At 65.4% G+C, this 22106-nt stretch carries 22 protein-coding genes, 1 tRNA gene and 1 pseudogene; 14 read left to right on the plus strand and 10 right to left on the minus strand.

The features are described from left to right. Positions 1-249: 249 nt before the first annotated feature. Together PY310_RS19920 and PY310_RS19925 are read right to left on the minus strand one after the other, a co-directional pair. Positions 250-549 carry a hypothetical protein gene (locus PY310_RS19920; protein ID WP_275216310.1) on the minus strand — a complete coding sequence of 100 codons (300 nt, stop codon included), beginning with the start codon at positions 547-549 and terminating at the stop codon, positions 250-252. Positions 550-757: 208 nt separating this feature from the next. Beyond that, positions 758-2233: an amino acid permease gene (locus tag PY310_RS19925; RefSeq protein WP_275216312.1), complete on the minus strand. Its 1476-nt coding sequence runs from the start codon at positions 2231-2233 to the stop codon at positions 758-760. A 95-nt stretch (positions 2234-2328) separates the two neighbouring features. Here PY310_RS19925 and PY310_RS19930 point away from each other — a divergent pair, with 95 nt between their 5' ends. Together PY310_RS19930 and PY310_RS19935 are read left to right on the plus strand one after the other, a co-directional pair. Beyond that, complete coding sequence (locus tag PY310_RS19930) at positions 2329-2865, plus strand: GNAT family N-acetyltransferase (RefSeq protein ID WP_275216313.1); 537 nt, start codon at positions 2329-2331, stop codon at positions 2863-2865. A 128-nt stretch (positions 2866-2993) separates the two neighbouring features. After that, positions 2994-3290, plus strand: coding sequence for a hypothetical protein (locus PY310_RS19935; protein ID WP_275216314.1), 297 nt, complete (start codon positions 2994-2996; stop codon positions 3288-3290). 149 nt (positions 3291-3439) lie between these two features. Here the strand turns inward: PY310_RS19935 and PY310_RS19940 are convergent, their stop codons facing one another. From PY310_RS19940 to rraA, 3 genes are all read right to left on the minus strand, one after another. Further along, positions 3440-4879: a sugar porter family MFS transporter gene (locus PY310_RS19940; protein WP_275216316.1), complete on the minus strand. Its 1440-nt coding sequence runs from the start codon at positions 4877-4879 to the stop codon at positions 3440-3442. A 215-nt stretch (positions 4880-5094) separates the two neighbouring features. Continuing rightward, complete coding sequence (locus PY310_RS19945) at positions 5095-6756, minus strand: MDR family MFS transporter (protein WP_275216317.1); 1662 nt, start codon at positions 6754-6756, stop codon at positions 5095-5097. A 175-nt stretch (positions 6757-6931) separates the two neighbouring features. Beyond that, positions 6932-7426: a ribonuclease E activity regulator RraA gene (gene rraA, locus PY310_RS19950; protein WP_275216319.1), complete on the minus strand. Its 495-nt coding sequence runs from the start codon at positions 7424-7426 to the stop codon at positions 6932-6934. Positions 7427-7558: 132 nt separating this feature from the next. On the opposite strand from rraA, the gene PY310_RS19955 reads away from it, so the two are divergent. The 6 genes from PY310_RS19955 (at position 7559) to PY310_RS19980 (ending at position 13145) form a co-directional block, all read left to right on the plus strand. After that, a complete protein-coding gene (locus PY310_RS19955) occupies positions 7559-8857 on the plus strand; it encodes an MFS transporter (protein ID WP_275216320.1) in 1299 nt (432 codons plus the stop codon). Positions 8858-8992: 135 nt separating this feature from the next. Then, positions 8993-9601, plus strand: coding sequence for a TetR/AcrR family transcriptional regulator (locus tag PY310_RS19960; protein ID WP_275216321.1), 609 nt, complete (start codon positions 8993-8995; stop codon positions 9599-9601). A gap of 290 nt (positions 9602-9891) precedes the next feature. Further along, positions 9892-11091 (plus strand): NAD(P)-dependent malic enzyme, encoded by a 1200-nt coding sequence (locus PY310_RS19965; protein ID WP_275216322.1) that lies wholly within the window; start codon positions 9892-9894, stop codon positions 11089-11091. Between the two features lie 140 nt (positions 11092-11231). Then, entirely contained in the window at positions 11232-11732 is a 501-nt protein-coding gene (locus PY310_RS19970) for a DUF456 domain-containing protein (RefSeq protein ID WP_275216323.1), read from the plus strand. 33 nt (positions 11733-11765) lie between these two features. After that, entirely contained in the window at positions 11766-12731 is a 966-nt protein-coding gene (locus tag PY310_RS19975) for a hypothetical protein (protein WP_275216324.1), read from the plus strand. A 54-nt stretch (positions 12732-12785) separates the two neighbouring features. Next, complete coding sequence (locus tag PY310_RS19980; protein ID WP_275216325.1) at positions 12786-13145, plus strand: nuclear transport factor 2 family protein; 360 nt, start codon at positions 12786-12788, stop codon at positions 13143-13145. A gap of 10 nt (positions 13146-13155) precedes the next feature. On the opposite strand, the gene PY310_RS19985 is transcribed toward PY310_RS19980, so the two are convergent. Beyond that, complete coding sequence (locus PY310_RS19985; protein WP_275216326.1) at positions 13156-13809, minus strand: LysE family translocator; 654 nt, start codon at positions 13807-13809, stop codon at positions 13156-13158. Positions 13810-13913: 104 nt separating this feature from the next. Here PY310_RS19985 and PY310_RS19990 point away from each other — a divergent pair, with 104 nt between their 5' ends. Continuing rightward, entirely contained in the window at positions 13914-14369 is a 456-nt protein-coding gene (locus PY310_RS19990) for an Lrp/AsnC family transcriptional regulator (RefSeq protein ID WP_275216327.1), read from the plus strand. 120 nt (positions 14370-14489) lie between these two features. On the opposite strand, the gene PY310_RS19995 is transcribed toward PY310_RS19990, so the two are convergent. Beyond that, entirely contained in the window at positions 14490-14948 is a 459-nt protein-coding gene (locus PY310_RS19995; RefSeq protein WP_275216334.1) for an Lrp/AsnC family transcriptional regulator, read from the minus strand. Positions 14949-15370: 422 nt separating this feature from the next. Between PY310_RS19995 and gluQRS the strand changes: the two genes are divergently transcribed. From gluQRS to PY310_RS20015, 4 genes and pseudogenes are all read left to right on the plus strand, one after another. Next, on the plus strand, positions 15371-16252 hold the full coding sequence (gene gluQRS / locus PY310_RS20000; protein ID WP_275216328.1) for a tRNA glutamyl-Q(34) synthetase GluQRS: 882 nt from the start codon (positions 15371-15373) through the stop codon (positions 16250-16252). Positions 16253-16384: 132 nt separating this feature from the next. Further along, positions 16385-16722 (plus strand): annotated as a pseudogene (locus PY310_RS20005) (Hsp20/alpha crystallin family protein). After that, positions 16685-16757: transfer RNA gene (locus PY310_RS20010), tRNA-Lys, on the plus strand. Before PY310_RS20005 ends, PY310_RS20010 begins: the two are co-directional and overlap by 38 nt. 148 nt (positions 16758-16905) lie before the next feature. Beyond that, positions 16906-17556 (plus strand): DUF1345 domain-containing protein, encoded by a 651-nt coding sequence (locus PY310_RS20015; RefSeq protein ID WP_275216329.1) that lies wholly within the window; start codon positions 16906-16908, stop codon positions 17554-17556. Positions 17557-17585: 29 nt separating this feature from the next. Here the strand turns inward: PY310_RS20015 and PY310_RS20020 are convergent, their stop codons facing one another. Next, positions 17586-18455 carry a S1C family serine protease gene (locus PY310_RS20020; RefSeq protein WP_275216330.1) on the minus strand — a complete coding sequence of 290 codons (870 nt, stop codon included), beginning with the start codon at positions 18453-18455 and terminating at the stop codon, positions 17586-17588. A 492-nt stretch (positions 18456-18947) separates the two neighbouring features. Between PY310_RS20020 and PY310_RS20025 the strand changes: the two genes are divergently transcribed. Further along, entirely contained in the window at positions 18948-19550 is a 603-nt protein-coding gene (locus PY310_RS20025; RefSeq protein WP_275216331.1) for a phosphohydrolase, read from the plus strand. Here the strand turns inward: PY310_RS20025 and PY310_RS20030 are convergent. Together PY310_RS20030 and PY310_RS20035 are read right to left on the minus strand one after the other, a co-directional pair. Beyond that, positions 19547-21058, minus strand: a complete 1512-nt coding sequence (locus tag PY310_RS20030) for a carboxylesterase/lipase family protein (protein ID WP_275216332.1) — start codon at positions 21056-21058, stop codon at positions 19547-19549. The genes PY310_RS20025 and PY310_RS20030 overlap by 4 nt on opposite strands. A gap of 197 nt (positions 21059-21255) precedes the next feature. Next, a partial coding sequence (locus tag PY310_RS20035) for an HNH endonuclease signature motif containing protein (protein ID WP_275216333.1) occupies positions 21256-22106 on the minus strand: 851 nt, incomplete at its 5' end.

Raw genomic sequence — 22106 nt, forward strand, 5'->3', positions numbered from 1 at the left:
AACCCCGAACGATTCCACCAGCGCCCCATCACACCAGCCCCCGCCAGCCACGCCGGAATCAACCTTCCCGCAACAAAAACACCCACACAACAAACCCAATGACTCCACACAGCTTGACAATCTGCGGTTTTTCTGAAACGCTCTCTCAGTTAATGCGGGTTTTTCTGGAACGCTCGCGCACTTAATCGCCGACGGCGGCACTCACCGTGAGTGCCCCCGTCGGCTTCGTTTGTGACTGACGTGGAGGGTCTAGTCGGCGGGCGGCGCACCGTGGATTGGTGCCGGCAGCCTACGCGCGATTGCTGCTTCCGTGTGGCGCATGACGAGTGAGGCGGAGATCAGGGCTGCCGAAAGGGGCAGGAAGAAGAGCGTCACGAGCTGAAAAAGGGTCTGGAAGACCACGCCCAGCGCCTGGGAGTAAGCCGGTCCGAACATGAGCAACTGCATGATTTGGGGAGCGAGGATGACCGAGAACGCGCCCACGGCACCCACAATAATTCCCGCCCGCAGTGTTTTCCTTGGCAATCCAGAGAGCGCGTTACTGTCCATTCCAGACCCTCCCCCAATTGAGTGACGTGTGCCAGCGCCGGCTCCTCAGCCAAACACGGGAATGCCTGGATCACAAGCACCGGGTACAGCAAACCCTCTCCCGCCAAGCCGGTGGGAGAGGGTTTGCCGAAAACCCACATTAAGTGAGAGAGCGTCGCCGGAAAACCCACATTAAGTGAGAGAGCGTCCGCGTGGGGGTGGGGTGGGGTCAGGCCGGCTGGTTGGCGGCGGCGGCGGAGGTTTCGGCGTCGGCCATTGCCTTCCACTCGGCCACGCGGGCCTGGTGCAGCGGGGTCCGCCGGACCAGGGCATACGCCACGCCCAGGACCGCGAACCACACCGGCGTCACCAGCAGCGCCGTCAGTGTGTCCGGCTGGGTGGTAAGCGCCCAAAGCAGGAACGCGAAGAACGCGAAGACCACCCACACCATGGGAATCCCGCCGGGCATCTTGAAGGCGGATGCGCTGGCCAGTTCGGGCCGGCGCTTCCGGAAGGCCAGGTAGCTGGCCAGGATGATCGACCACACGAACATAAAGCAGACGGCAGAGACGGTGGTGACCATGTCGAATGCCACGCCCACGTCCTTGCCGGCATAGAGCAGGGCCACGCCGGCGAGCAGCAGCACGCAGGACAGGAACAGGGCGTTCTGCGGCACCTTGCGGCTCGAGAGGCGGCCGAAGAGCCTGGGGGCGTCGCCGTCCTGGGCGAGCCCGAACACCATGCGCGAGGTGGAGTAGATGCCCGAGTTGGCCGAGGACATCGCGGACGTCAGCACCACCAGGTTGACCACCATCGCTGCCATGCCCAGGCCGGCGAGGGAGAACATGCCGATGAACGGGCTGTGGCCGGCCTGGAACTCGGTCCACGGCGTAACGGACATCAGGATGATGAGGGCGCCCACGTAGAAGAGCATCACGCGCAGGGGAATGGCGTTGATGGCGCGGGGCAGGTTGTGCTCCGGGTTCTTGGTTTCGGCGGCGGCGGTGCCGACGAGCTCAATGCCCACAAACGCGAACACAGCGATCTGGAAGCCGGCAACGAAGCCCATGAACTCCTTGGGGAAGAAACCGCCATGGCTCCACAGGTTGGTGAAGCTTGCCGTGCCGGCGTTGGAGGTGAAGCCGGTGAAGATCATCACCAGGCCCACCACGATGAGCGCCACGATGGCAATAATCTTGATGAGCGCGAACCAGAACTCGGTTTCACCGAAGGCTTTGACGGTGGGCAGGTTGAGCAGCAGCAGGATCACGATAGTGGCGATGCCGGGGACCCACAGCTGGATGCCGGGCCACAGTTCGTTGGCGTAGCCGGCGATCGCAATCACGTCGGCCACGCCCGTCACCACCCAGCAGAACCAGTAGGTCCAGCCGGTGAAGAACCCGGCCCAGGGGCCCAGCAGATCGCCGGCAAAGTCGCTGAAGGACTTGTAGTTCAGGTTGGACAGCAGCAGTTGGCCCATGGCGCGCATGACGAAGAACAGCATGAAGCCGATGATCATGTACACAAAAATCACGGACGGGCCGGCCACGGAAATGGTCTTGCCGGAGCCCATGAACAGGCCGGTGCCTATCGCGCCGCCAATGGCCAGGAGCTGGATGTGCCGGTTGCTCAGCGAGCGTGAAAGGTGGGGCTCGCTGTCCCGGCTGGAGGCAGTTCTCTGCCCCGTGGTTGTCTGGTCAGACATGTGCAAAATCCTTCGGATGGTCCGCCGGTAAGGGTGACGGCGGTTACAAAATCAGCTGTACCACCGTACACCGGCGGCTATGGAATGCTGGTGGCGTGACCCGGAACCCAGATGCGCCCACCGTTTTACTGACTGCCGACGTCGACGGCGGGACCTTCCGCCTCCGCCACGCCTCACCCGCGGACCTGCCTGCCATCGTTGCGCTGCTGGCGGATGACGCCATGGGTGCTGTCCGTGAAGCGGGCGGGGACATGGCGCCTTACGAGCGGGCGTTTGCGGCGATCGACGCCGATCCGTCCCACCTGCTGGTTGTTGGCGAGTTGGTGCCGCCGGGAACAGCCGGATTCGGCAGCGGTGAAGGCACCGTGGTGGCCACGTTCCAGCTGAGTTTCCTGCCCGGCATCTCACGGCACGGCGCTTGGCGCGCCCAGATCGAAGCGGTCTGCGTGGCCGGCAGTCTCCGCGGCCGGGGCTTCGGGAACCTGATGGTGCGGTGGGCAATCGGGGAGTCCCGGCGTCGCGGGTGCACACTGATGCAGCTGACCACGCACAAGTCCCGGACGGCCGCCCAGCGGTTTTACGGGCGCCTGGGCTTTGACGCGAGCCACGAGGGCATGAAGCTCACGCTCTGACCGGGGCGGGAACGCCGCCCGCGGCTCTCGCCGCCTCTTGACGCTTCGGGGTGCGCGGCGTAAACAAGCCTCTATCTATCCGTTCGCAGGTTGCCTTGGTGGTAGGCCTGTCCGACAAAGGAGTCGTTATGGCGGTCGCAATAGTCATGGAGTTCGAGGGTACGGGTCTTGAGCAATATGACCAGGTCAACAGGTTGATGGGGCTCAGCCCGGGCGGACCGGGCCCCGCCGGATCCCTCTCCCATTGGGCAACCATGACAGAGAAGGGCCTGCAGGTCACCGACGTCTGGGAGTCCCGTGAGAAGTTCGATGCCTTTGCCCGGGACAAGATGGGCCCCCTCACTGCGGAGGCCGGTTTCGCCGGGCCGCCGAAGATGACTTTCCACGAGGTGCACAACTACTTCACTGCCGGGAACGGCGCCTGAAATCGATCTTACGACGGCGCGTGGCCACCTCAGGCGGCCACGCATCCCCGCGTCAAGTGAGAGAGCGTCGCCAAAAAACGCGCATTAAGTGAGAGAGCGTCGGAGGGGACCGGGGGGAGGGGGGAAGGCGGGGGCACCGCAGCCGCCCGTCAGCCCTTCTTCGAACCCTTCGGCACAAACAGCGTCTCGGCCTGCTCCAGCGACATCCCGTTGGTTTCCGGCACCTTGAACATGACAAAGAAGAACGACGCCGCCGCGAACAGCGCGTACATGGCGTAGGTCAGCGGCAGCGAGGCGGCGGCCATCACGGGGAAGCTCAGGGTGATGGCAAAGTTGGCCACCCACTGCGCGGCGGCGGCCAGGCCCAGGGCGCGGGCGCGGATCCGGGACGGGAAGATCTCGCCGAGGAGGACCCACACCAAGGGCCCCCAGGAGGCACCGAAACTGACCACAAAGACATTGGCCGCCACGAGGGCGATCGGACCCCAGGCGCCGGGCAGCGAGATTTCCGAGCCCGAACCAACGGCTGAGGAAAAGGCCAGCGCCATGGTGCCCAGTGAGACCGCCATGCCGATGGAGCCGGCAAGCAGAATGGGGCGCCGGCCAATCCGGTCCACCAGAGCGATGGCCACCAGGGTCACCAGGATGTTGGTGACGGATGTCGCCACGGAGATGGTGAGCGAGTCCTTCTCCTGGAAGCCCACGGCCTTCCACAGGGTGGTGGAGTAGTAGAAAATCACGTTGATGCCCACGAACTGCTGCAGGACGGAGAGGATGATGCCCACCCAGACCACGGCCTGCAAGCCGAACGTTTTGCCGCGCAGCGAGCCCTTCTGGCCGGCCAGCTTGTCCTCGTCGATGGCGTCCCGGATCTCGCGGATGTGCCGGTCGGTGTCCTCCGGCGCGACGATCGAGTTGAAGACTTTCCGAGCCTCGTCCTCCTTGCCCTGGAACACCAGGAACCGCGGGGATTCAGGCAGCGTGTAGGCGATCACGCCGTAGACCACTGCGGGAACGGCGGCGGCAAGGAACATCCAGCGCCAGGCCTCCATGCCCAGCCAGAACGCCTGGTCCGCGCCGCCGGCAGTGGTGGCAAACAGCGCGTCAGAGAGCAGCGCGGCGAAGATACCCGTGGTGATGGCCAGCTGCTGCAGCGAGGCCAGCCTGCCGCGGACCTGCCGCGGCGAGATCTCGGAAATGTAGGCAGGCGCGATCACGGAGGCCAGGCCGATGCCCAGGCCGCCAACCAGCCGCCAGAAGATCAGGTCCCAAACGCCGAACGCGAAGCCGGTCCCGATCGCGCTGACCAGGAACAGCAAAGCACCAAGCTTCATCGCGGGGATGCGGCCGTAGCGGTCCGCGACCTTTCCGGCGAGGAAGGCGCCGGCAGCGCAGCCCAGCAGGGCAATGGCCACCGCGAACCCCGTCACGGCCTCGGAGAGCGCGAGCTCATCCTTGATCGCATCCACGGCGCCGTTCACCACGGAGGAATCGAAACCGAACAGGAAGCCGCCCACCGCCCCCGCTAGTGCCAGCCAAATCACCCGCTGCGGTATTTTGGCGGATGTCTGCTCCTGGACCGTGGGCATGCTGCTCCCTGCATTGGGGGTGGGTGGTGGCGGTGCGGACATCGTCGGCCGGAGTGCCGGCCCAGCTGGCCGGCGCACGCGCGCTACACAGTGTGGCACGCCACCGCCCAACGTTCCACTTAGAAACCCGTGCAGGGCCAAAGCAGAGACGACGACGGCGGGCGGCCCGCCGTCGTCGTCCTCCGTTCTGGAATCCCAGATTCAGCGCACCGGAGTCAGTGCGCTGCCACCGCAGCTGCGTCTGCCCGCGGCGCTGCCTTCGGGTCCGTGAGTTTCTTGTTCGGCAGCGCGAAGCTGATGAGGAAGGCGATGCCGGTCAGGACCGCGGCAGTGAGCATAACGGCGTCGATCGCGTAGGAGAACCCCTCGGTGATGGGGCGGGTGAGCACGCTGTTGGCGGAGTGCAGCCAGCTGGTGTCGTTCAGCGAATCGTTCGACCCGCCGTTCTGGAAGAACTCGTACAGCTTGGCGTTGGCGGGGTCCGTGGCAACCGCCGGATCTTTCAGGACAGCCTGGTAGTCGGCGCTGGACATGGCCGACTTCATGCTGTCCGCGATCCGGCTGGCCGCAACGCTGAACAGCATGGAGATGAACACGGCCGTACCCACCGCGCCGCCCATGGAACGGAAGAATGCCGCGGACGAGGTGCCCACGCCCATGTCCTTCGGGGGCACGGAAACCTGCATGGCGAGGGTCAGGGGCTGCATGCAGAAACCCAGACCCATGCCGAAGAACACCGCGATCACGCCCGGAACCCAGAGGCCGGTGTCCACCCCGAGGGACAGGCCCATGGTCACCGCGGCAACGGTCAGGATGCCCGTGCCCAGAATGGGAAAGATCCGGTAGGTGCCCGACGCCGAGATGGTCCGGCCGGCCGTGATGGAGCCGAACAGGATGCCCACCGTGAAGGTGATCATCATCAGGCCGGCCTCGGTGGGGGTCAGCCCCTTGACCAGCTGCAGGTACATCGGAAGCATGGCGATCGCCCCGAACATGCCGATGCCGATGATGAAGTTCAGCAGCGAGGACAGCCCGAACGTGGTGTTGCGGAAGAGCCGGAGCGGGATCAGGGCGTAGTCGCCGGCGCGCTTTTCGGCGAGCAGGAACAGGGCGATGCCCGCAACTCCCAGCCCGTAGCAGAGGAACGCGTTCAGCGAGGCCCAGCCCCAGCTGCGCCCCTGCTCGGCCACCAGCAGCAGCGGCACGATGGCCAGGGTGATGGCCGCCGCGCCCCAGTAGTCGATCTTCTGCTTCACGTGTTTGGCCGGCAGGTGCAGGAACAGGAACACCACCGTCAGCGCCGCGATGCCAATGGGGAGGTTGATGAAGAACACCCAGCGCCAGCCGTCAAAGCCCAGGATGTTCGCGGAGCCGGCGAACGCGCCGCCCACCACCGGGCCCAGGACCGAGGAGATGCCGAACACGGACATGAAGTAGCCCTGGTATTTGGCCCGGTCCTTCAGGGACACAATGTCGCCGATGATGGTCAGCGCGAGGGCCAGCAGGCCGCCGGCGCCCAGGCCCTGCACGCCGCGGGCGATGGCCAGTTCCGTCATCGAGTGCACCGAGCCGGCATACAGCGAACCGGCCAGGAAGATCACGATGGCGGTCAGGTACAGCGGGCGGCGGCCGAAGATGTCGCTCAGCTTGCCATAGAGCGGTGTGCTGACGGTGGACGTGATGAGGTACGCCGTGGTGGCCCAGGCCTGAAGGGACAGCCCGTCGAGGTCGTTGGCGATGGTGTAGATCGAGGTGGACACGATGGTCTGGTCAAGGGATGCCAGGAACATGCCCAGCATCAGACCCACCATCACGGTGACGACCTGACGCGGAGTCAGGGTTTCGCCGGCGGCACGCACGGCGGATGTTTTGGACATGGCTTCTCCAGGAAAGGAAATGGCTGAATTAAGCTTGATAGTTGCTTTCAGTAACTATGTTACTTCCCTGGTTGTTCCCGGGATCCCATTTTTTCCTGGCGTCCCCATCGAGGGGCGACATCCCGGCGCTAAGCCGGCCCCATAGCGCCGGGACCTCGCCTCCCGATGCGGGAACCTAACGCTCCACGAGGATGCCGTCCGGATCGCACCAGACCATCACACCGGGACGGAACGTGACGCCGTCGAGCACTACATCCACGTCAACTTCGCCGGCGCTGGCCTTGGCGCTCTTGCGCGGGTTGCTGCCCAGCGCCTTCACGCCCAGGTCCAGCCCTGCGATGGCCGCACGGTCGCGGATGGCGCCATTAATCACGACGCCGGCCCACCCGTTGGTGACGGCGCTTTCGGCGATCATGTCCCCCATCAGGGCCGTGCCCAGGGAGCCGCCGCCGTCCACCACCAGGACCGCGCCGTTGCCCGGGGTGGCCAGTGTGGACTTCACCAGGCCGTTGTCCTGGAAGCAGCGGATGGTCCGGACGGGGCCGCTGAAGTGGGAACGCCCGCCCAGGGACTGAAACTGGAGGGAAACGGACGCGAGTTCATCGCCGCGCTCGTCGTACAGATCAGCGGTGTTGACTGTGGGGCGGGGGCTCGGTGCCGGTGCGTTCATTGGGTCTCCATAAGTCCGGTGCGTCATGTTCGGGCCGCCACAGTGCCCGGTTTTGACATGTGACAAGCGGTGTAATGAAGCCCACGATAGTCTGATTTTCAGCATCACCAACCGTTCCAGGGGGAACCAGCCATGAGCCTGCCCGACACACCCGCAGCAGCGGATCCCAGCCCGGCGACAGGTTCCGGAACGGAAAGGTCGACGGCGGCGCTCGCCGAGCCCACGCAAAAGGTCACCGCACGCTGGGTGACCGGGCTGGTGCTGGTCAACGTTGGCATCAACGCCGCGTTCTTCGGCCCGATCAACGTCTTTATCGCCGAGCAGGCCATTGGCATCGACGAAACCAACAAGGAAGCCATCGCCTCCCTCGTGCTGGGGTGTGGCGCCGCCGTATCCCTGGTGGCCAATCCGCTGTTCGGGGCGCTGTCCGATCGGACGGTCTCGGGTTTCGGCCGGCGTTCCCCCTGGGTCCTGGCAGGTGCCGTCCTGGCCGCCGCTGCCTTGCTGGCAATGTCCGGGGCCACGGCCGTTGCCCTCATGGTGCTGTTCTGGTGCCTGGTCCAACTGGGCGCCAATGCCGCCTACGCCGCCATCACCGCCGCCGTCCCGGACCGGGTGCCGGTGCCGCAGCGCGGCGGTGTCGGGGGACTGGCCGCCCTGGGCCAGACGGCGGGCATCCTCCTGGGTGCAGTCTTCGGGGCGGTGGTTTCAGGAAACTTCATGGTGGGGTACACCATGTGCGCGGCCGCCCTGCTGTTCTCCGTGCTGCCATACCTGTTCCACCGGAATGACCCGCCGCTGCCCAGGGAGCTTCGGCCGCCGTTCTCGTGGGGCAGCTTCCTCCGTGGCTTCTGGATCAGCCCGGCCCGCCACCCGGACTTCGCCTGGGCCTGGCTCACCCGCTTCCTGGTCAACGTCTGCAACCAGCTGACCATTGTGTACCTGATCTTTTTCCTCGGGGACATCCTCAAGCTGGAGAACCCGGCGCTGGGAGTCCTGATCCTGACCGGCATTTATGCGGTGTTGGTGATGGTTACTGCGGTGATTGCGGGGCCATGGAGCGACCGGGTGGGCAAGCGCAAGCCCTTTGTGATCGCCTCCTCCGTCATGATCGCCATGGCCGGCCTCACCATGGCGTTCTTCCCCGTGTGGACCGGCGCCCTGGTGGGGGCCGCCATCCTGGGCATCGGCTTCGGCGCCTACCAGGCTGTTGACTTTGCGCTGCTGACGCAGGTGCTGCCGCAGGCTGCCGACCGCGGCAAGGATATGGGGGTCATTAACGTGGCCGCCTCGTTGCCGCAGGTCTTCGCGACCGGCCTCGCGTTCCTCGCGGTGAGGTACTTCGGCGGGTACGTCACGTTATTCGTAGCCGCGGCTGTCATTGGGCTGCTGGGCGCCGTGTTCGTGGTCAAGATCAAGGGCGTGGACTGAGCTGCCGTGGCCCCGCCCCATCCGGAACGGCCTGCCCTAACAGGCCCGTGCCGTATAGTTGACGCCGACTGCAGGGCGCCCGGGATGGGGGAACAACCGGCCGCTGCACCGCAAATTCACTACCCCGGAATGCTGATGCCCGAGACCCTTCCCGACCATCCGCCCATGGCCGCCCGGCCCGCTACTCCCCGCCAGAGGCTGCGCTACGCACGCGTCCTCGAATCCGCCGGAGGGTTTGCCCGCAAGGGCCTGGAGTCCGTGGACCTCGCGGAAATCTCGGAAAAATCGGGCGTCCCGCTGGGCACCCTTTACCGGTATTTCCCTTCACCCACCCACCTCATGCTGTCCCTGTACCGCCAGCAGCTGGATGAGCTCCAGGCCAGGGCCCGCACGTCGGCAGCCAGTTTCGGCGGCCGCGCGCTCACCGGCGTGGTGATGGAAATCTTCCACATGCGGGTGATGCAGCCGGCGGTCGAACAGTGCCTGGGCCGCAGCGTGTACCTCAAGGGCAGGGACACCACGGAGCTCCTGCAGGAGATTGACGAGTTGAGCGAAAAAGCGGTGGCCATAGCCTCCGACGACGCCGTGGCGGCCCGCGTGCTCCTGCTGACAGTCACTGGTCTGGTCCAGTCCGTCCGCAACCGCCGCCTCTCGCTGTTTGAAGCCGAAGAGGACCTGAAGAAGGCCTGCACCCTGCTCGCGCCGGTGTCATCGAATACCCGCGCCGCGCACCGATCCGCGTAACTGGTCTAGACCGGTAAGCGATTAAATACGCCTTTATGGCGTGATGTAAATCACAAAAACGCCTGATAAATCGTTTTGGCGCCGCCCGAGCCGCGTGACGCTGCCTTTTTCGTCCATCGGCGCTGTTTACTATTGCAATACCGGAGTGGCTGGCAACCCGCAGCTGCAAGGACTTCACCCCGGACCCGTCACCCTTGGGTCCGCGAAGTGCCGAACCCCACCATCTTGAGCCTCCCTGCGCTTGAGCCATTCTGCGCCGTACGCCACGGCTAGCCCCAGGAGACAATGAAGTGTCCATTGACGCAATTGCCACGACCGACAATTCAGCAGCCACTGCCCTGACCGAAGCTGAGATCTTCGACGCCCACCAGGGCGGCAAGCTCTCGGTCACCAGCACGGTCCCGCTTGCCAACAAGCGCGACCTTTCCATCGCCTACACCCCCGGTGTGGCCGATGTCAGCCGGGCCATCCACAACAACCCGGAGCTCGCCAAGACCCTTACCTGGGCGCAGCGCCTGGTGGTAGTGGTCAGCGACGGCACCGCGGTGCTCGGCCTGGGCAACATCGGCGCCAGCGCCTCACTGCCGGTCATGGAGGGCAAGTCCGCCCTCTTCAAGACCTTCGGCGAGCTGGACTCCATTCCCCTGGTCCTGAACACCACCGACGTTGACGAGATTGTGGAAACCCTCGTCCGGCTCCGCCCCAGCTTCGGCGCCGTGAACCTCGAGGACATTTCCGCCCCGCGCTGCTTCGAGCTGGAAGAAAAGCTGATTGAGGCGCTGGACTGCCCGGTCATGCACGATGACCAGCACGGCACCGCAGTAGTGGTTCTCGCCGCCCTGACCAACGCCGCCAAGGTCACCGGCCGCGAACTCGAGGGCCTCCGCGTAGTGGTCTCCGGCGCCGGTGCTGCAGGCATCGCCGTCGCCGAAATCCTGCTCACCGCGGGAATCGAAGATGTTGTCCTGCTCGACTCCAAGGGCGTCATCAACCGTGACCGGGCGGACATCGCCGCCGACGCGCAGAGCAAGAAGTCAGAGATGGCCCAGCGCAGCAACCCGCGCGGCGTCACCGGCGGACCGGGCGACGCGCTGCTCGGCGCCGACGTGTTCATCGGCGTCTCCTCCTCGAAGCTGGACGAGGAACACCTGAAGCTGATGAACACCGACTCCATCGTGTTCGCGCTCTCCAACCCGGACCCCGAAGTCCTCCCCGAGGTGGCGTCCAAGTACGCCGCCGTGGTGGCCACCGGCCGCAGCGACTTCCCGAACCAGATCAACAACGTGCTGGCATTCCCCGGCATCTTCCGCGGCGCGCTGGACGCCGGCGCCCGCCGGATCACGCCCGCCATGAAGCTTGCCGCGGCACGCGCCATCGCGGAACTGGCCGAAGGGGACCTGTCCGTGAACTACATCGTGCCCAGCCCGCTGGACCCGCGCGTCGCCCCGGCAGTAACTGCCGCCGTCGCCGCCGCCGTGGAAGCCGAGTAGCCTCAGCCGCCACCCGCTGACCTGACGCCCGACGGCGGTGCCTCCTCTCGAAGGGAGGCGCCGCCGTCGGGCGTTAAGGCGCACTAGCGGGCGGGAACGCGGTGCCGGTTGCCGGGTCCCGCCGCCCTAAACTGGGGCTCATGAACTCCGAAACCGTTGTAAGCATCCTCTGCGGCGTTGCCATTCTGGTGGGCGTGGCCGGCACCATCATCCCGGTGCTTCCCGGCAGCTTCCTGATCGGCCTGAGCCTGCTGGCGTGGGCCATCTGGGGCGGTGCGGGATCGCTGGGCTGGGTGATCTTTGCGGTGGGAATGGTCTTTGTGGTGGCCGGCATGTCGGCCAGCGCCGTACTGACCGGCCGGAAGCTCAAGCAGCACGGCATCCCCAGCCGGAGCGTGGTGGTGGGCCTGGTCGCGGGCGTGATCGGGATGTTCATCATCCCCGTGGTGGGGCTCTTCATTGGCTTCGCGGCAGGGCTGCTCCTGAGCGAACTGAGCCGCACGCGGGAGATCCACACCGCAGCCACCACCAGCTGGGCCGCCTTGAAGGCCACGGGCCTGGGCATGCTCGCGGAGTTTGGCCTGGCCTGCCTGGCCGCCAGCACCTGGGTGATCGGACTCTGGATCGCCGCGGTTACCTAGGGTCCGCGGAGGCCATCCACGTAGCATGGAGGAATGACCGTGGGGGATGCCAGAGGACCGATCTACCGGGACACCCGTGACCTGACACCATTCGGCAATGTGCAGCTGCGGACCCCCGTCCGGGAACTGGCGGGCAGCGTGGGCGGGCTGATCCACGGCGTTCTGGGCGGGCGCGATACCGCGCTCCTCGCCGTGGACGGGGATGTCCCCAGGCTCAAGCTGATGCCGGGCAGGGCGGCCAAAGCTGTCCATCACGCCATCTTCAACAGCAAGGAACCCGAACGGCTCATCGTCCTAGGCCGCACCTACCCGGGCTGGGCCGGGCTTTGTTCCGTCATGGCGGGCCTTCTGACTTACCAGCACGGCGGATACCTGCGCGCTTCCGAACTCCTGCAGCGCGGCCTGTCCATCAGGAACGACGACGACGCCAACCAGTACGCGGCCACGTACCTGACGCGGGTGGTCACCCGGGTGGAGGTTGCCGAACGCGTCGAAGTCCCGGTGCTGTTCGGCCAGGAATCCGTCTTCCTGGCCTTGTCGCACTCCCTGCGGGAAACCGGGCAGCTGGAAGCGGCGCTGCAGACGGTCACCGGGTTGCCGCCGTCGTTGCCCTCAGCCCTGGCCCGGTGCGCGCTGGCGTGCGCGCTGGGGCGGGACAAGGAAGTGGTGATCTGGACCGAGGGCCTGCTCAATTCCGATGATCTGTCGGCCGCGCTGCTGCTGCTCCGCGGCCGCGCACTGCGGCGTCTCGGGGCCCACGCGAAGGCGCAGGAGGTGCTCCAGGAGGTGCTCCGCCGCCGCAAGACGGACCCTGTGCTCCGCAACGACGCCCTGACGGACCGTGCCCTGCTGGTGCTGGACAACGGCCGGAGGTCCCTCAACCCGCGGGACTGGCTGCGGGGCCGTCCTGCGGAACTGGAGACCTTCGAGGTGATCCGCAAGGATGTGGACGCGCGCAGGCTGTGGGAGCAGGAGTGGGAGAACCTGGACGGGAAATGAGCCTCGCGCGCCGGACGCCTTGTGGGCTGCCTGCGCCGGGGGTACAACGGAGGCATGAGCGACGCAGTCCGGACCTGGATGGAAAAGTACATTGCGGCGTGGGAGACCAACGAACCCGACGATATCCGCGCGCTGTTCACCGAGGACGCCGTCTACGCTACCCGGCCGGAGGACAAGGACCCCTGGCGGGGCCGCGAGCAGATTGTGGACCGCTGGCTGAAGGCGCGGGATGAGCCCGAGGAATGGACCTTTGAGTGGACCCTGCTGGGCATCGACGGCGGCCTGGCCTTCGTGCAGGGCTTCACGCACTACTTGGGCGACCGGCCCAGCTACGACAACCTGTGGGTGATCCGGCTGGAGCCTGACGGTCGGGCGTCCCGGTTCACCGAGTGGTTTATGGAGCGCGGCGTTTAGGAAGCCGGCGTCAGGACTGCTGCGCCAGACCGGCCATCAGCGGGGCAACCTGCTCAGCCAGGAGTACCGCGCCGAGGAGAACCATGATGACCCCGCTGGCCAGCGTGACTGCGCGGGCGGCGCCGGGGCGGGACTTCAGGAGTTTGCGGGCCAGGAGCGCGACGCAGGTGTAAACGATTCCGGCCAGCAGGACAAACGTCAGGCCCAGCAACCCGGACTGGACCGGCAGCGGAAGGGTGGCTTCCGGGCTGACGAACTGCGGTACCAGCGCCACGTAGAACAGCAGGCCCTTGGGGTTGATGCCGCTGGTGCCCATGCCCTGGAGGAAGGTCCGGAGTTGGTTCACGGGCTTCCCTGCCGCGTCTGCAGCACTGAAGGAGGCCCCGCGCCAGGAACGGAGGGTGCTGATGCCCAGCCACAGGAGGTACGCCGCTCCGGCCACCGTCAGCCAGCCGAGGAGGCCGGGCAGGCCGGACAGGAGGGCCGCCAGTCCCACCACCATCAGTAGGGTGTGGAGGACATAGCCGCCGCAAAGTCCCGCAACGGCCGGAACAAAGCTGCGCTGCCGCAGGCCCGCGCTGATGGAATAGGCCCAGTCCACGCCGGGAGTGCAGGCGAGGGCGGCGGCCACCAGCACAAAGGCGAAAAATAACGGGGGATTCATGACGGGCTCCTGTCCAATATCTACAGCACAAACCCTACGAACTTTGCCGCCATAAGTGCTTACCTATTTAGCCGTCTTCAGACAGAAAACGGTAAGATTATTGCGTGATTGACCATATCGACAGAAACATTTTGCGCTATCTCAAAGAGGATGGCCGGATGACTGCCACGGCGCTGGCCGCGAAGGTGGGTTTGACGGTGGCGCCGTGCCACCGGAGGCTGCGGGACCTTGAAGCGTCCGGAGTGATCCGCGGCTACAAGGCGGACATCGATCCGGCCGCCGTCGGACTGGGTTTCGAGGCGATCGTCTTTGTCACCTTGCGCCAAGTGGACCGCTCCACCATGGAGATCTTTGAAAACCGCGTAGCCGACACCCCGAACATCGTGGAGGCGCAGCGGCTCTTCGGGTCACCGGACTACCTGCTGAAGGTTATCGCCGAGGACCTCCCGGCGTATCAGCGCTTCTACGACGCCGAACTCACTTCACTTCCGGGGGTGGAGCGGCTGACGTCCACGCTGGTGATGAAAAACCTCAAGGCCAACGCGGGGCCGCCGGTGTAGGAGGCCGGTGTAGAGAGCCGGCGTAAACAGCAGCGCGGGCTTCGTGCGCGGGCGGCACGTGGACGACGGCGGAACCGTTTTTGGCCGCCCGGTTCCTTTCCGCCGCATCCACGGCAGGGCTTAGCTCTTCAGCAGCCCGGTGGTCCGGTAAGGGATAACCTCGCGCAGGAACATGCTGGTGGACGTGCGGACGATCCCCGGGCAGAGGCGGATTTCCTCGGACACCCTGTACAGATCATCCGGGCTGGTTGCCACCACGCGGATCACCAGGTCGGTGTCACCGGCGGGAGCGTGGCACTCGAGGACCTCGGGGATCTCGCGGAGTGCGGCGATGGCTTCATTGAGATGGCTTTGGTCAAGCTCGGCGCTCACTGCCGCCGCCACCCCGCGGCCCAGGGCGGACGGCAGCACGCGGCTGCTGTTCGGGCGGAGCGCGCCCGAGGCGCTCATCCGCTCCAGACGTGATTGCACGGTGCCGCGGGCCAGGCCCAGGCGTTGCGCCAAGACCATGATGGGGAGCCGGGGGTCCTCGTCGAGGGCGCTGAGGATCCGTTTGTCGGTGATGTCCAGTTGCTGCAATGTGATCACTCCCTGCTGGTGACAGCGGCATATATTGATCAGTCTGACTACTCATCATTATGCCTGTTGTGCCAACTGCATGGCGTCTGCTCAAATAGTGGCAACAAAGCAGTGCGAGGCTACCGCCGGCACCGCTGGCTTACAGGAACCCCGGCACACCACCCGGAATCTGGACAATGCCTCCCGCACGGAGGCCGCCGCTGATGACACTTGTTCACACCACGGTCATCCTGCAAACACGACAAGAGCCCCTGAACTCCCGGGCGCCGGATCTCCCGGCGTCATCGGTAGCTGAGGGGCTCTTGTGTTTTCCTGGCTGCGACAAAGGCTCTTACCGCTACGCGGGGTCACTTCCGGTCCCATGGGAGCCCCGCATCGGGCGTGACGTGACCCCCTGTTATCCCTGTGCGTAGGGTTGCTATATGAATCGAGCCGGACGCTTTGCCCCCAGCCCCTCCGGTGAACTCCATGTTGGCAACCTCCGTACCGCCATTCTTGCCTGGCTGTTCGCCCGATCCACAGGCCGGGACTTCCTGCTTCGTGTTGAGGACCTGGACCGTGCGCGTGCCGGTGCGGAAGCTGAGCAGCTCCGCGATCTGGCGGCCATCGGCGTGACGTGGGACGGCGCCGTCGTCCGCCAGACGGACCGCGGCGCGGTGTACGGCGAGGCCATTGCGCGGCTGACCGCAGCGGGCCTCACGTATGAGTGCTTCTGCACGCGCCGCGAAATCCAGGAGGCGCCCTCCGCTCCGCACGCACCGCAGGGCGCCTACCCCGGCACGTGCCGCAACCTTGATCCGGCCGAGGTTGAGTTCAGGCGCTCCAACCGGCCCGCGGCCATCAGGCTGCGCGCGGAGGTAGCGGAGTACACCGTGCGGGACGTGCTGCACGGGGAATTCACCGGTGTGGTGGATGATTTCGTCCTGCGCCGAAACGACGGCGTGACCGCGTACAACCTCGCGGTGGTGGTGGATGACGCCGCCCAGGGCATAGATCAGGTGGTGCGGGGAGATGACCTGCTGTCCTCCACGCCGCGGCAGGCCTATCTTTCGTCCCTCCTGCATATGCCCGTTCCGGAATATGCGCACGTACCGCTGGTAGTGAATGCCGACGGCGCCCGGCTGGCCAAGCGCGACGGTGCGGTGACGCTGACCGATCTGTCCCGCGAAGGAGTCGCCGCTGCGGCAGTTCGCGATCTTATCCTGCAGTCCCTGGGGCTGCCGCGCGGGACCTTGGAATCTGCGCTCTCCGCGTTCCGGCCGCTGGATCTTCCCCGCGAGCCTTGGGTGTGGCGGCGCCTCTAGGTCCCCTGAGAATCGGGGAAAATCTTCAGTCACCTCTTGATGAGTGGTTAAAGCGGTGGTAAAAAATCTATACCAGCCAATATAGATCGGCTGGGGGAATGTGGTGGCCCATCTCTGACGAGGAGGGAAGTCATGTTGATGCAAACCGATCCGTTCCGTGAGCTGGACAGGCTGGCCCAACAGGTCCTCGGTACGGCTGCGCGGCCCGCGGCGATGCCCATGGATGCGTGGCGGGAGGACCAGGCATTCATGGTGGCTTTTGACCTGCTGCGGAGCGGCCGCGCGGGGTATTCAGCCGCCAACTGATCCTCGGAGCGGCGCTGGACACGGAGAAAATTCAGGCGTCCTACGACGACGGCGTACTGAATCTTCGGATTCCGGTCAAGGAGACGGCCAAAGCGCGCAGGATCCAAGTGGAAGCCAGGGCGAAATGCACCTGTAGCTCAGCTGGCAGAGCAGCGGACTTTTAATCCACGGGTCGTGGGTTCGAATCCCACCGGGTGCACAATGGCGCCTCATCGATGGCGCTCCACGGTCCAGGCCGCCGTCCTGCAGCGCCGGATGCCGGAACAAGGCCCCGCAGCAGGACGGTGGTTGGAAACTTTTTGGGTGGTCCACTCCGGCGAGGCAGCCCGGGATGTCATTATCAGTTCATGAGCATCCGGCGATTCAGCACTCCGGTCCATAACACGCGGGTCCGGCTGATTGTCATGGCGGCCGGCGGCACGGCCGTTGCACTGGTGGTCGGCATTGCGGGTTCCTGGGCCTATGCCCCGGCCATCGGGTGGGCGGCGGCGTCAGTCATCTACTTGGTCTGGGTTTGGTCCGTTATCGGGCATCTCGATGCCGCTGGGACCTCTGCCCATGCCCTCCGGGAAGATCCCGGCCGGCTTGCATCCGATGTCCTGGTGCTGGCGGCGACGGTGAGCAGCTTCGGCGGGGTCGCACTCATCCTGCTCGATGCAGGTTCCGCGGCAGGCGGCACGAAAGCGGCCATCATTGGCCTTGCCCTGGCAAGTGTCGTCCTCTCATGGCTCCTGGTCCATACGCTCTTTACGCTCCGGTACGCCACCCTCTACTTTCAGGCAAACGATGGAGTGGACTTTAATAAGAGCGAACCGCCCAGGTACGCGGACTTTGCCTACCTCTCATTCACTATCGGCATGACGTTCCAAGTCTCCGACACCGCCCTGACCACCCGCACCACTCGGTACACCGCACTGCGTCAAGCCCTGCTTTCCTACGTACTGGGAACAATTGTGCTCGCCACCACCATCAACCTTGTCGCCGGACTTGTCCGCTGACATCCATCACACGGACGGTCCTCGGGTTTTCATCCGGTGCCGGACGTGTCCGCGAGGACTGCGCTAAAGGTCTTGGCGTCTTTTCCACGCTGGGCGGTGATGCCGACCTCCTGGCCAGGTTGGGCCTTTCGCAGGGCTGCCAGCAGGTCGGTGACCCCCGCGATCTTCTGACCGTCGAACGCGGTGATGATATCCCCGGCCCGGATGCCTGCCTTGTCCGCAGGACTGTCAGGGGAAACCTGGATGACCAGTGCCCCCGTGGTTGTAGCCAGGTTGAACCTCTGGACGATCTCCGGGGTCAGATCGGCAGGGACCACTCCCAGTACGGCGTGGGAGGCCTTCCCGTTCTTCAGTAACTGGTCCGCGACGTTTGTAACGGTGGCAGCCGGCGTGACGAACCCGATAGCAACCGCACCGGAGCTCGGGGGCAGGTATGCCTCGGACAGCCCGATCACCTGTCCTTTTCCGTCAACGACGGCACCACCGGAATTACCCGGCGAGATCGGGGCGTCGGTCTGAAGCAGGTCGATGGCCCCCTGCGGCCGTTCAGCCGATGGTGGCATGTTGCGGTGGAGCCCCGACACGATCCCCGCGGTGACGGTCTCTGTGAGGCCGAGCGGGGTACCGATCACCACGGCCAGGTCCCCGACGTCGGGAGTTGTAGCCGAGAACTGCGCTGCAGGAAGATCCGAGCGGTCCGCTTTAATGACCGCCACGTCACTGGGGTCATCCACGCCGATGATTGAAGCGCTGGCTTGGCTGCCGTCAGCCAATTGGACCTGAACAGTCCCGTATGGCTGTTTGCGCTGGTCCTCGACCACGTGTGCATCAGTGACGATGACGCCGTCGCTGCGGTAAATCACGCCACTGCCTATCCCGTCCCGGGTTGTGATCGTCACCACCGAAGGCTCCACGTTTTTGACGATCTGCGGAATGGACAGATTCCCGGCCGGGCTTGGCGACCCTGTAGGTACCGGCGACTCAGGCGAGGATGCGGTGGCGCCCGGCGAAACTTCGGCCGTAGGGGACGACAGGGGAGAAGACGTACCGGAGCTGCCGGGCGCCTGGCCTGCGCCGGGCGCCGTGCACGCCGCAACGGACAGCAGTAAGGCTGCGGTGAGAACCGGGGCTATATGGCCTTTCCTTGGTCTGATCCAGGACATTTCTGTTCCCTTTCCCCGCGGCTGCGGGACCCATCCCAGAGCAGCCGATTCCTCTCTGTTGTTGACGTCTGTTACCCGAGCCCGGGTCCGCCGGACGCCTCATGATTCAAGTAAATACCCTGACGGCCAGCGGGGGATACATCGTCAAAAGAGGCCCGGGAGCTGCGCCGGGATGCCTCTTGGCCCCCGGGCGGGGCAGCGGGGTGCAAGGGCCCGTAGGCTTGGACTATGTCAGACCAGCACTCCACGGAGCACAGCGCCACGCCCGGATTTACTGTTGAGACCGCAAGGGTCCTGGCGGAGGTTGCCCACAACCGGCAGAAGGACAAGCTCAAACGGCCCTATCGTGACCACGTCATTGCCGTGGGGGACGCCCTGGCCGATTTCGACGACGACATCCGGATCGCCGGCTACCTTCACGACATTGCCGAGGACACTCCCATTACCCGGCAGGCGCTTCTGGACATGGGCGTCTCTGAGCGGGCAGCGGACATCATTGAACGGGTGACCAACCGGCTGCACGATAACCCGGACGACTACCAGGCCGGCATCCGCTACATCGCCGAGGACCATGACGCCGCCTTGGTGAAGATCGCCGACAATGCCCACAATTCCCTGCCCGAACGCGTTAAAGCCCTCGCCGAGAAATGGCCGGACAAGCCGCCGGTCACCAAGTACCGGGATGCGCGCCCGGTACTGTATGCCGCTGTGGAAACCGAGGAGATCCGGAAGATCCTGGGCAGGGTTAACCCGTGGCTGCTGGAAGAACTGGATGACCAGCTGGATGAGGAAGACAACACCGACTACGAGAACCTCTCCTACGATTCCTAGCGGACGTCTTTCCAAAGGCCGCGTTCCCACGCCCGCGGGTCATGGATGACGCCTGAGCTGGTGTCGAAGAACATCGTGGCCCGGCCGGCGCGCTCATAGAGCGGCCAGCCGGGATCGCCGGTGGCGGCGAAGGAAACCCAGGCTGTGTGCATGGCATCGGCCAATGGCTGCGGCGGGTTTGGTCCCAGGAGTGGCCCGAACAGCCGGGAGTCCCCGTCCAAGGTGTCGAAAACGAACGGCACTTCCACGGCGTGGACTGCGCCGAGGCCGGGGGCGCGCCACCCGAACTCGTACATGTACGTCCGTGCGCCGGTGGTCAGTGCCGCCGCCTCGTGGGCTTCCGCCAGGCGCAGCGCGGGAATCCTCACCCACCAGTCAGTTTCCACAGCGGCCAGCAGCTCGCCCGGGGAACTTGTGGGGTAGTGGGACCGGTATTCACGGAGCGCGACGCCAGCCGGAAGACCATAAACCGACAAGGGCGGGAAACCGTCCACACTCCTGGATTCCGCCAGATCCGCTTCCGTGACCTTGGCGATCACGCCGGTGATCGCGAGGAACAATTGCCAGTCCTCGGTGTTGGTGCCCACGATGACATCGACGGCGGACCCTGAGCCGGCGGCGATCCGTTCGATGGGCCGCCCCGGAACGGTGGCGCCGTCGATGGTTGGTTGCCACAGCATCCGGCTGGCCACAACTTCTTGTCCCCATCGTTCCGGATCGGGCCGGGCGGCGAGATCTGCCTTTAATTGTGCCTGCGCTGCCAGCAGTTGCCGGGTGGGCACGGCTGCTACCGCGTCCCGGGTTGCCGGAACCCCAAGCAACGCCGCGAGGAGGCCGCCGATCCGTTGGGCGGTGGAGGTGTCGATTGCATGGTGGGCGGCGCCGCTCTGCAGGATGGCCCGCCGGAACAACCCTTCAGCGGCGGGCATGGAGAGAAGGACACCGATGCTCATGGCGCCTGCGGATTCGCCAAATACCGTGACGTTGCCCGGATCACCGCCAAACGCTGTGATGTTGTCGCGAACCCATTCCAGGGCCGCAACCTGGTCGAGGAGTCCGGCGTTGGCGTTGCCGTCACCGAGGTCCAGGAAACCGTCGGCGCCGACGCGCCAGTTGATCACCACACACACCACGCCGTCCCGGGCGAAGTTTGTCCCGTTGTAGGCGGCCGTTGAGCCGATTTCAAATGCGCCGCCCTGTATCCACACCATCACCGGCAGGCCAGCCGCGCCTGGGTCCGGAGTCCAGATATTCAGGTTCAAGCAGTCCGCGCCGCCCACCCCGGTGTCCCACTCCGTGCCGGCACTTTCCGGGGGTGCCAGCTGGAAGGGGGCTGCGCCGTATTGGTCGGCATCCCGGATTCCATCCCAGGGCTGTAGCGGCTGCGGCGGACGGAACCGGTTAGCACCCGACGTGGGTGCGGCGTACGGAATGCCGAGGAACCGGTGCACGCCGCCGGTGATGCTTCCGCGCAACTGCCCTTGGTTGGTTGTGACGACGGCGTTCATGCGTGACACCTCCACGGTTCAACGTTTCCGGCCATGTTGTCACCTTGGCAGCTGTTGCGGCGCCGTTGCAGGGCCGAAGGTCATGGCCCATGGAAACTCGCAGCCGGCCGGGGGTGGAAGCAACTACGGGTGGAAGCAACTACGGAGGGAAGCAGTGACAGCGTGGCAGCACGGAGATTTTAGGCGGGGCCGCCTAATTAGCCCGTGGTGCCGGAAGACGAACGCGCGCCGCTGCCCGCCAGCGGCTGTTCAACCAGCCATAGAAAGTCAGCTACGGAAGCAAACCCAAGCGGCACCGGTTTATTGGGAAGACGCCGCAACAGCCACGCCGACTCGCCGTCGGGATTCGTCGGAATTGGTATTTCTGGCAGGCTTTCGGTCCGGGATTCGGGCAGGGAAGTGCCACGGTCCCTAGAGGGGAGTTGATCGACGATCTGGTCCGGCTTAGGAACTGGGTGCCGGTAGGGGAGTTGATCGACGATTTGGTCCGGCGGGGTTGGTGGTTCCCAGTCGGGGTGTTCGCTTTGGTAGTGGCGGCCGGACGGTGAGGTCCAGCCCGGGGGTTTGTCCTGGGTGGCTTCAGTGGGTGTCCAGGCTGTGGTGTGGCGAAGCTGGTGGTGTTTGCGGCATGGCTGGGCGAGGTTGGAGATTCCTGTGGTGCCGCCGTTGGCCCAGGCGAGGACGTGGTCGGCGTCGTTGTCCAGGGATTGGTTGTTACAGCCGGGGAATGGGCATTTGCCGTCCCGCAGGCGCAGCCATTGCCTCATGGCTTTGGGGACCCGGTAGCTGGTCCGGCCGATTTCCAGGGGTGCGCCGTTCCGAGGGTCGGTCAGGACGCGGTGGAAGGACTCTGCACCATCGGCGATGAGGGTGCGGGCCATGGATGGTGGGATGGGCCCGTACCCGTCGAGCATGGCGGGCTCCTCGGTCAGGCCCATCAGTGCGAACACCGGCACGGTGACCAGGACCTGGGCTTTCGGTGAGGGGATGAGGTCGGCTTCCCCGCCGAGGAGCCAGGCTGCGACGGTGTCGGCGCGCAGTTGGGTGA

Source organism: Pseudarthrobacter naphthalenicus (assembly GCF_029076445.1).
In the GTDB taxonomy this organism is placed as follows: Bacteria; Actinomycetota; Actinomycetes; order Actinomycetales; family Micrococcaceae; genus Arthrobacter; species Arthrobacter naphthalenicus.

Bases quoted from the DNA above. Each gene is read 5' to 3' on its own strand.
- PY310_RS19920 (WP_275216310.1), bottom strand. From the start codon at position 549: ATGGACAGTAACGCGCTCTCTGGATTGCCAAGGAAAACACTGCGGGCG.
- PY310_RS19925 (WP_275216312.1), bottom strand. From the start codon at position 2,233: ATGTCTGACCAGACAACCACGGGGCAGAGAACTGCCTCCAGCCGGGAC.
- PY310_RS19935 (WP_275216314.1), top strand. From the start codon at position 2,994: ATGGCGGTCGCAATAGTCATGGAGTTCGAGGGTACGGGTCTTGAGCAA.
- PY310_RS19940 (WP_275216316.1), bottom strand. From the start codon at position 4,879: ATGCCCACGGTCCAGGAGCAGACATCCGCCAAAATACCGCAGCGGGTG.
- PY310_RS19945 (WP_275216317.1), bottom strand. From the start codon at position 6,756: ATGTCCAAAACATCCGCCGTGCGTGCCGCCGGCGAAACCCTGACTCCG.
- rraA (WP_275216319.1), bottom strand. From the start codon at position 7,426: ATGAACGCACCGGCACCGAGCCCCCGCCCCACAGTCAACACCGCTGAT.
- PY310_RS19955 (WP_275216320.1), top strand. From the start codon at position 7,559: ATGAGCCTGCCCGACACACCCGCAGCAGCGGATCCCAGCCCGGCGACA.
- PY310_RS19960 (WP_275216321.1), top strand. From the start codon at position 8,993: ATGCCCGAGACCCTTCCCGACCATCCGCCCATGGCCGCCCGGCCCGCT.
- PY310_RS19970 (WP_275216323.1), top strand. From the start codon at position 11,232: ATGAACTCCGAAACCGTTGTAAGCATCCTCTGCGGCGTTGCCATTCTG.
- PY310_RS19975 (WP_275216324.1), top strand. From the start codon at position 11,766: ATGACCGTGGGGGATGCCAGAGGACCGATCTACCGGGACACCCGTGAC.
- PY310_RS19980 (WP_275216325.1), top strand. From the start codon at position 12,786: ATGAGCGACGCAGTCCGGACCTGGATGGAAAAGTACATTGCGGCGTGG.
- PY310_RS19985 (WP_275216326.1), bottom strand. From the start codon at position 13,809: ATGAATCCCCCGTTATTTTTCGCCTTTGTGCTGGTGGCCGCCGCCCTC.
- gluQRS (WP_275216328.1), top strand. From the start codon at position 15,371: ATGAATCGAGCCGGACGCTTTGCCCCCAGCCCCTCCGGTGAACTCCAT.
- PY310_RS20015 (WP_275216329.1), top strand. From the start codon at position 16,906: ATGAGCATCCGGCGATTCAGCACTCCGGTCCATAACACGCGGGTCCGG.
- PY310_RS20025 (WP_275216331.1), top strand. From the start codon at position 18,948: ATGTCAGACCAGCACTCCACGGAGCACAGCGCCACGCCCGGATTTACT.
- PY310_RS20030 (WP_275216332.1), bottom strand. From the start codon at position 21,058: ATGAACGCCGTCGTCACAACCAACCAAGGGCAGTTGCGCGGAAGCATC.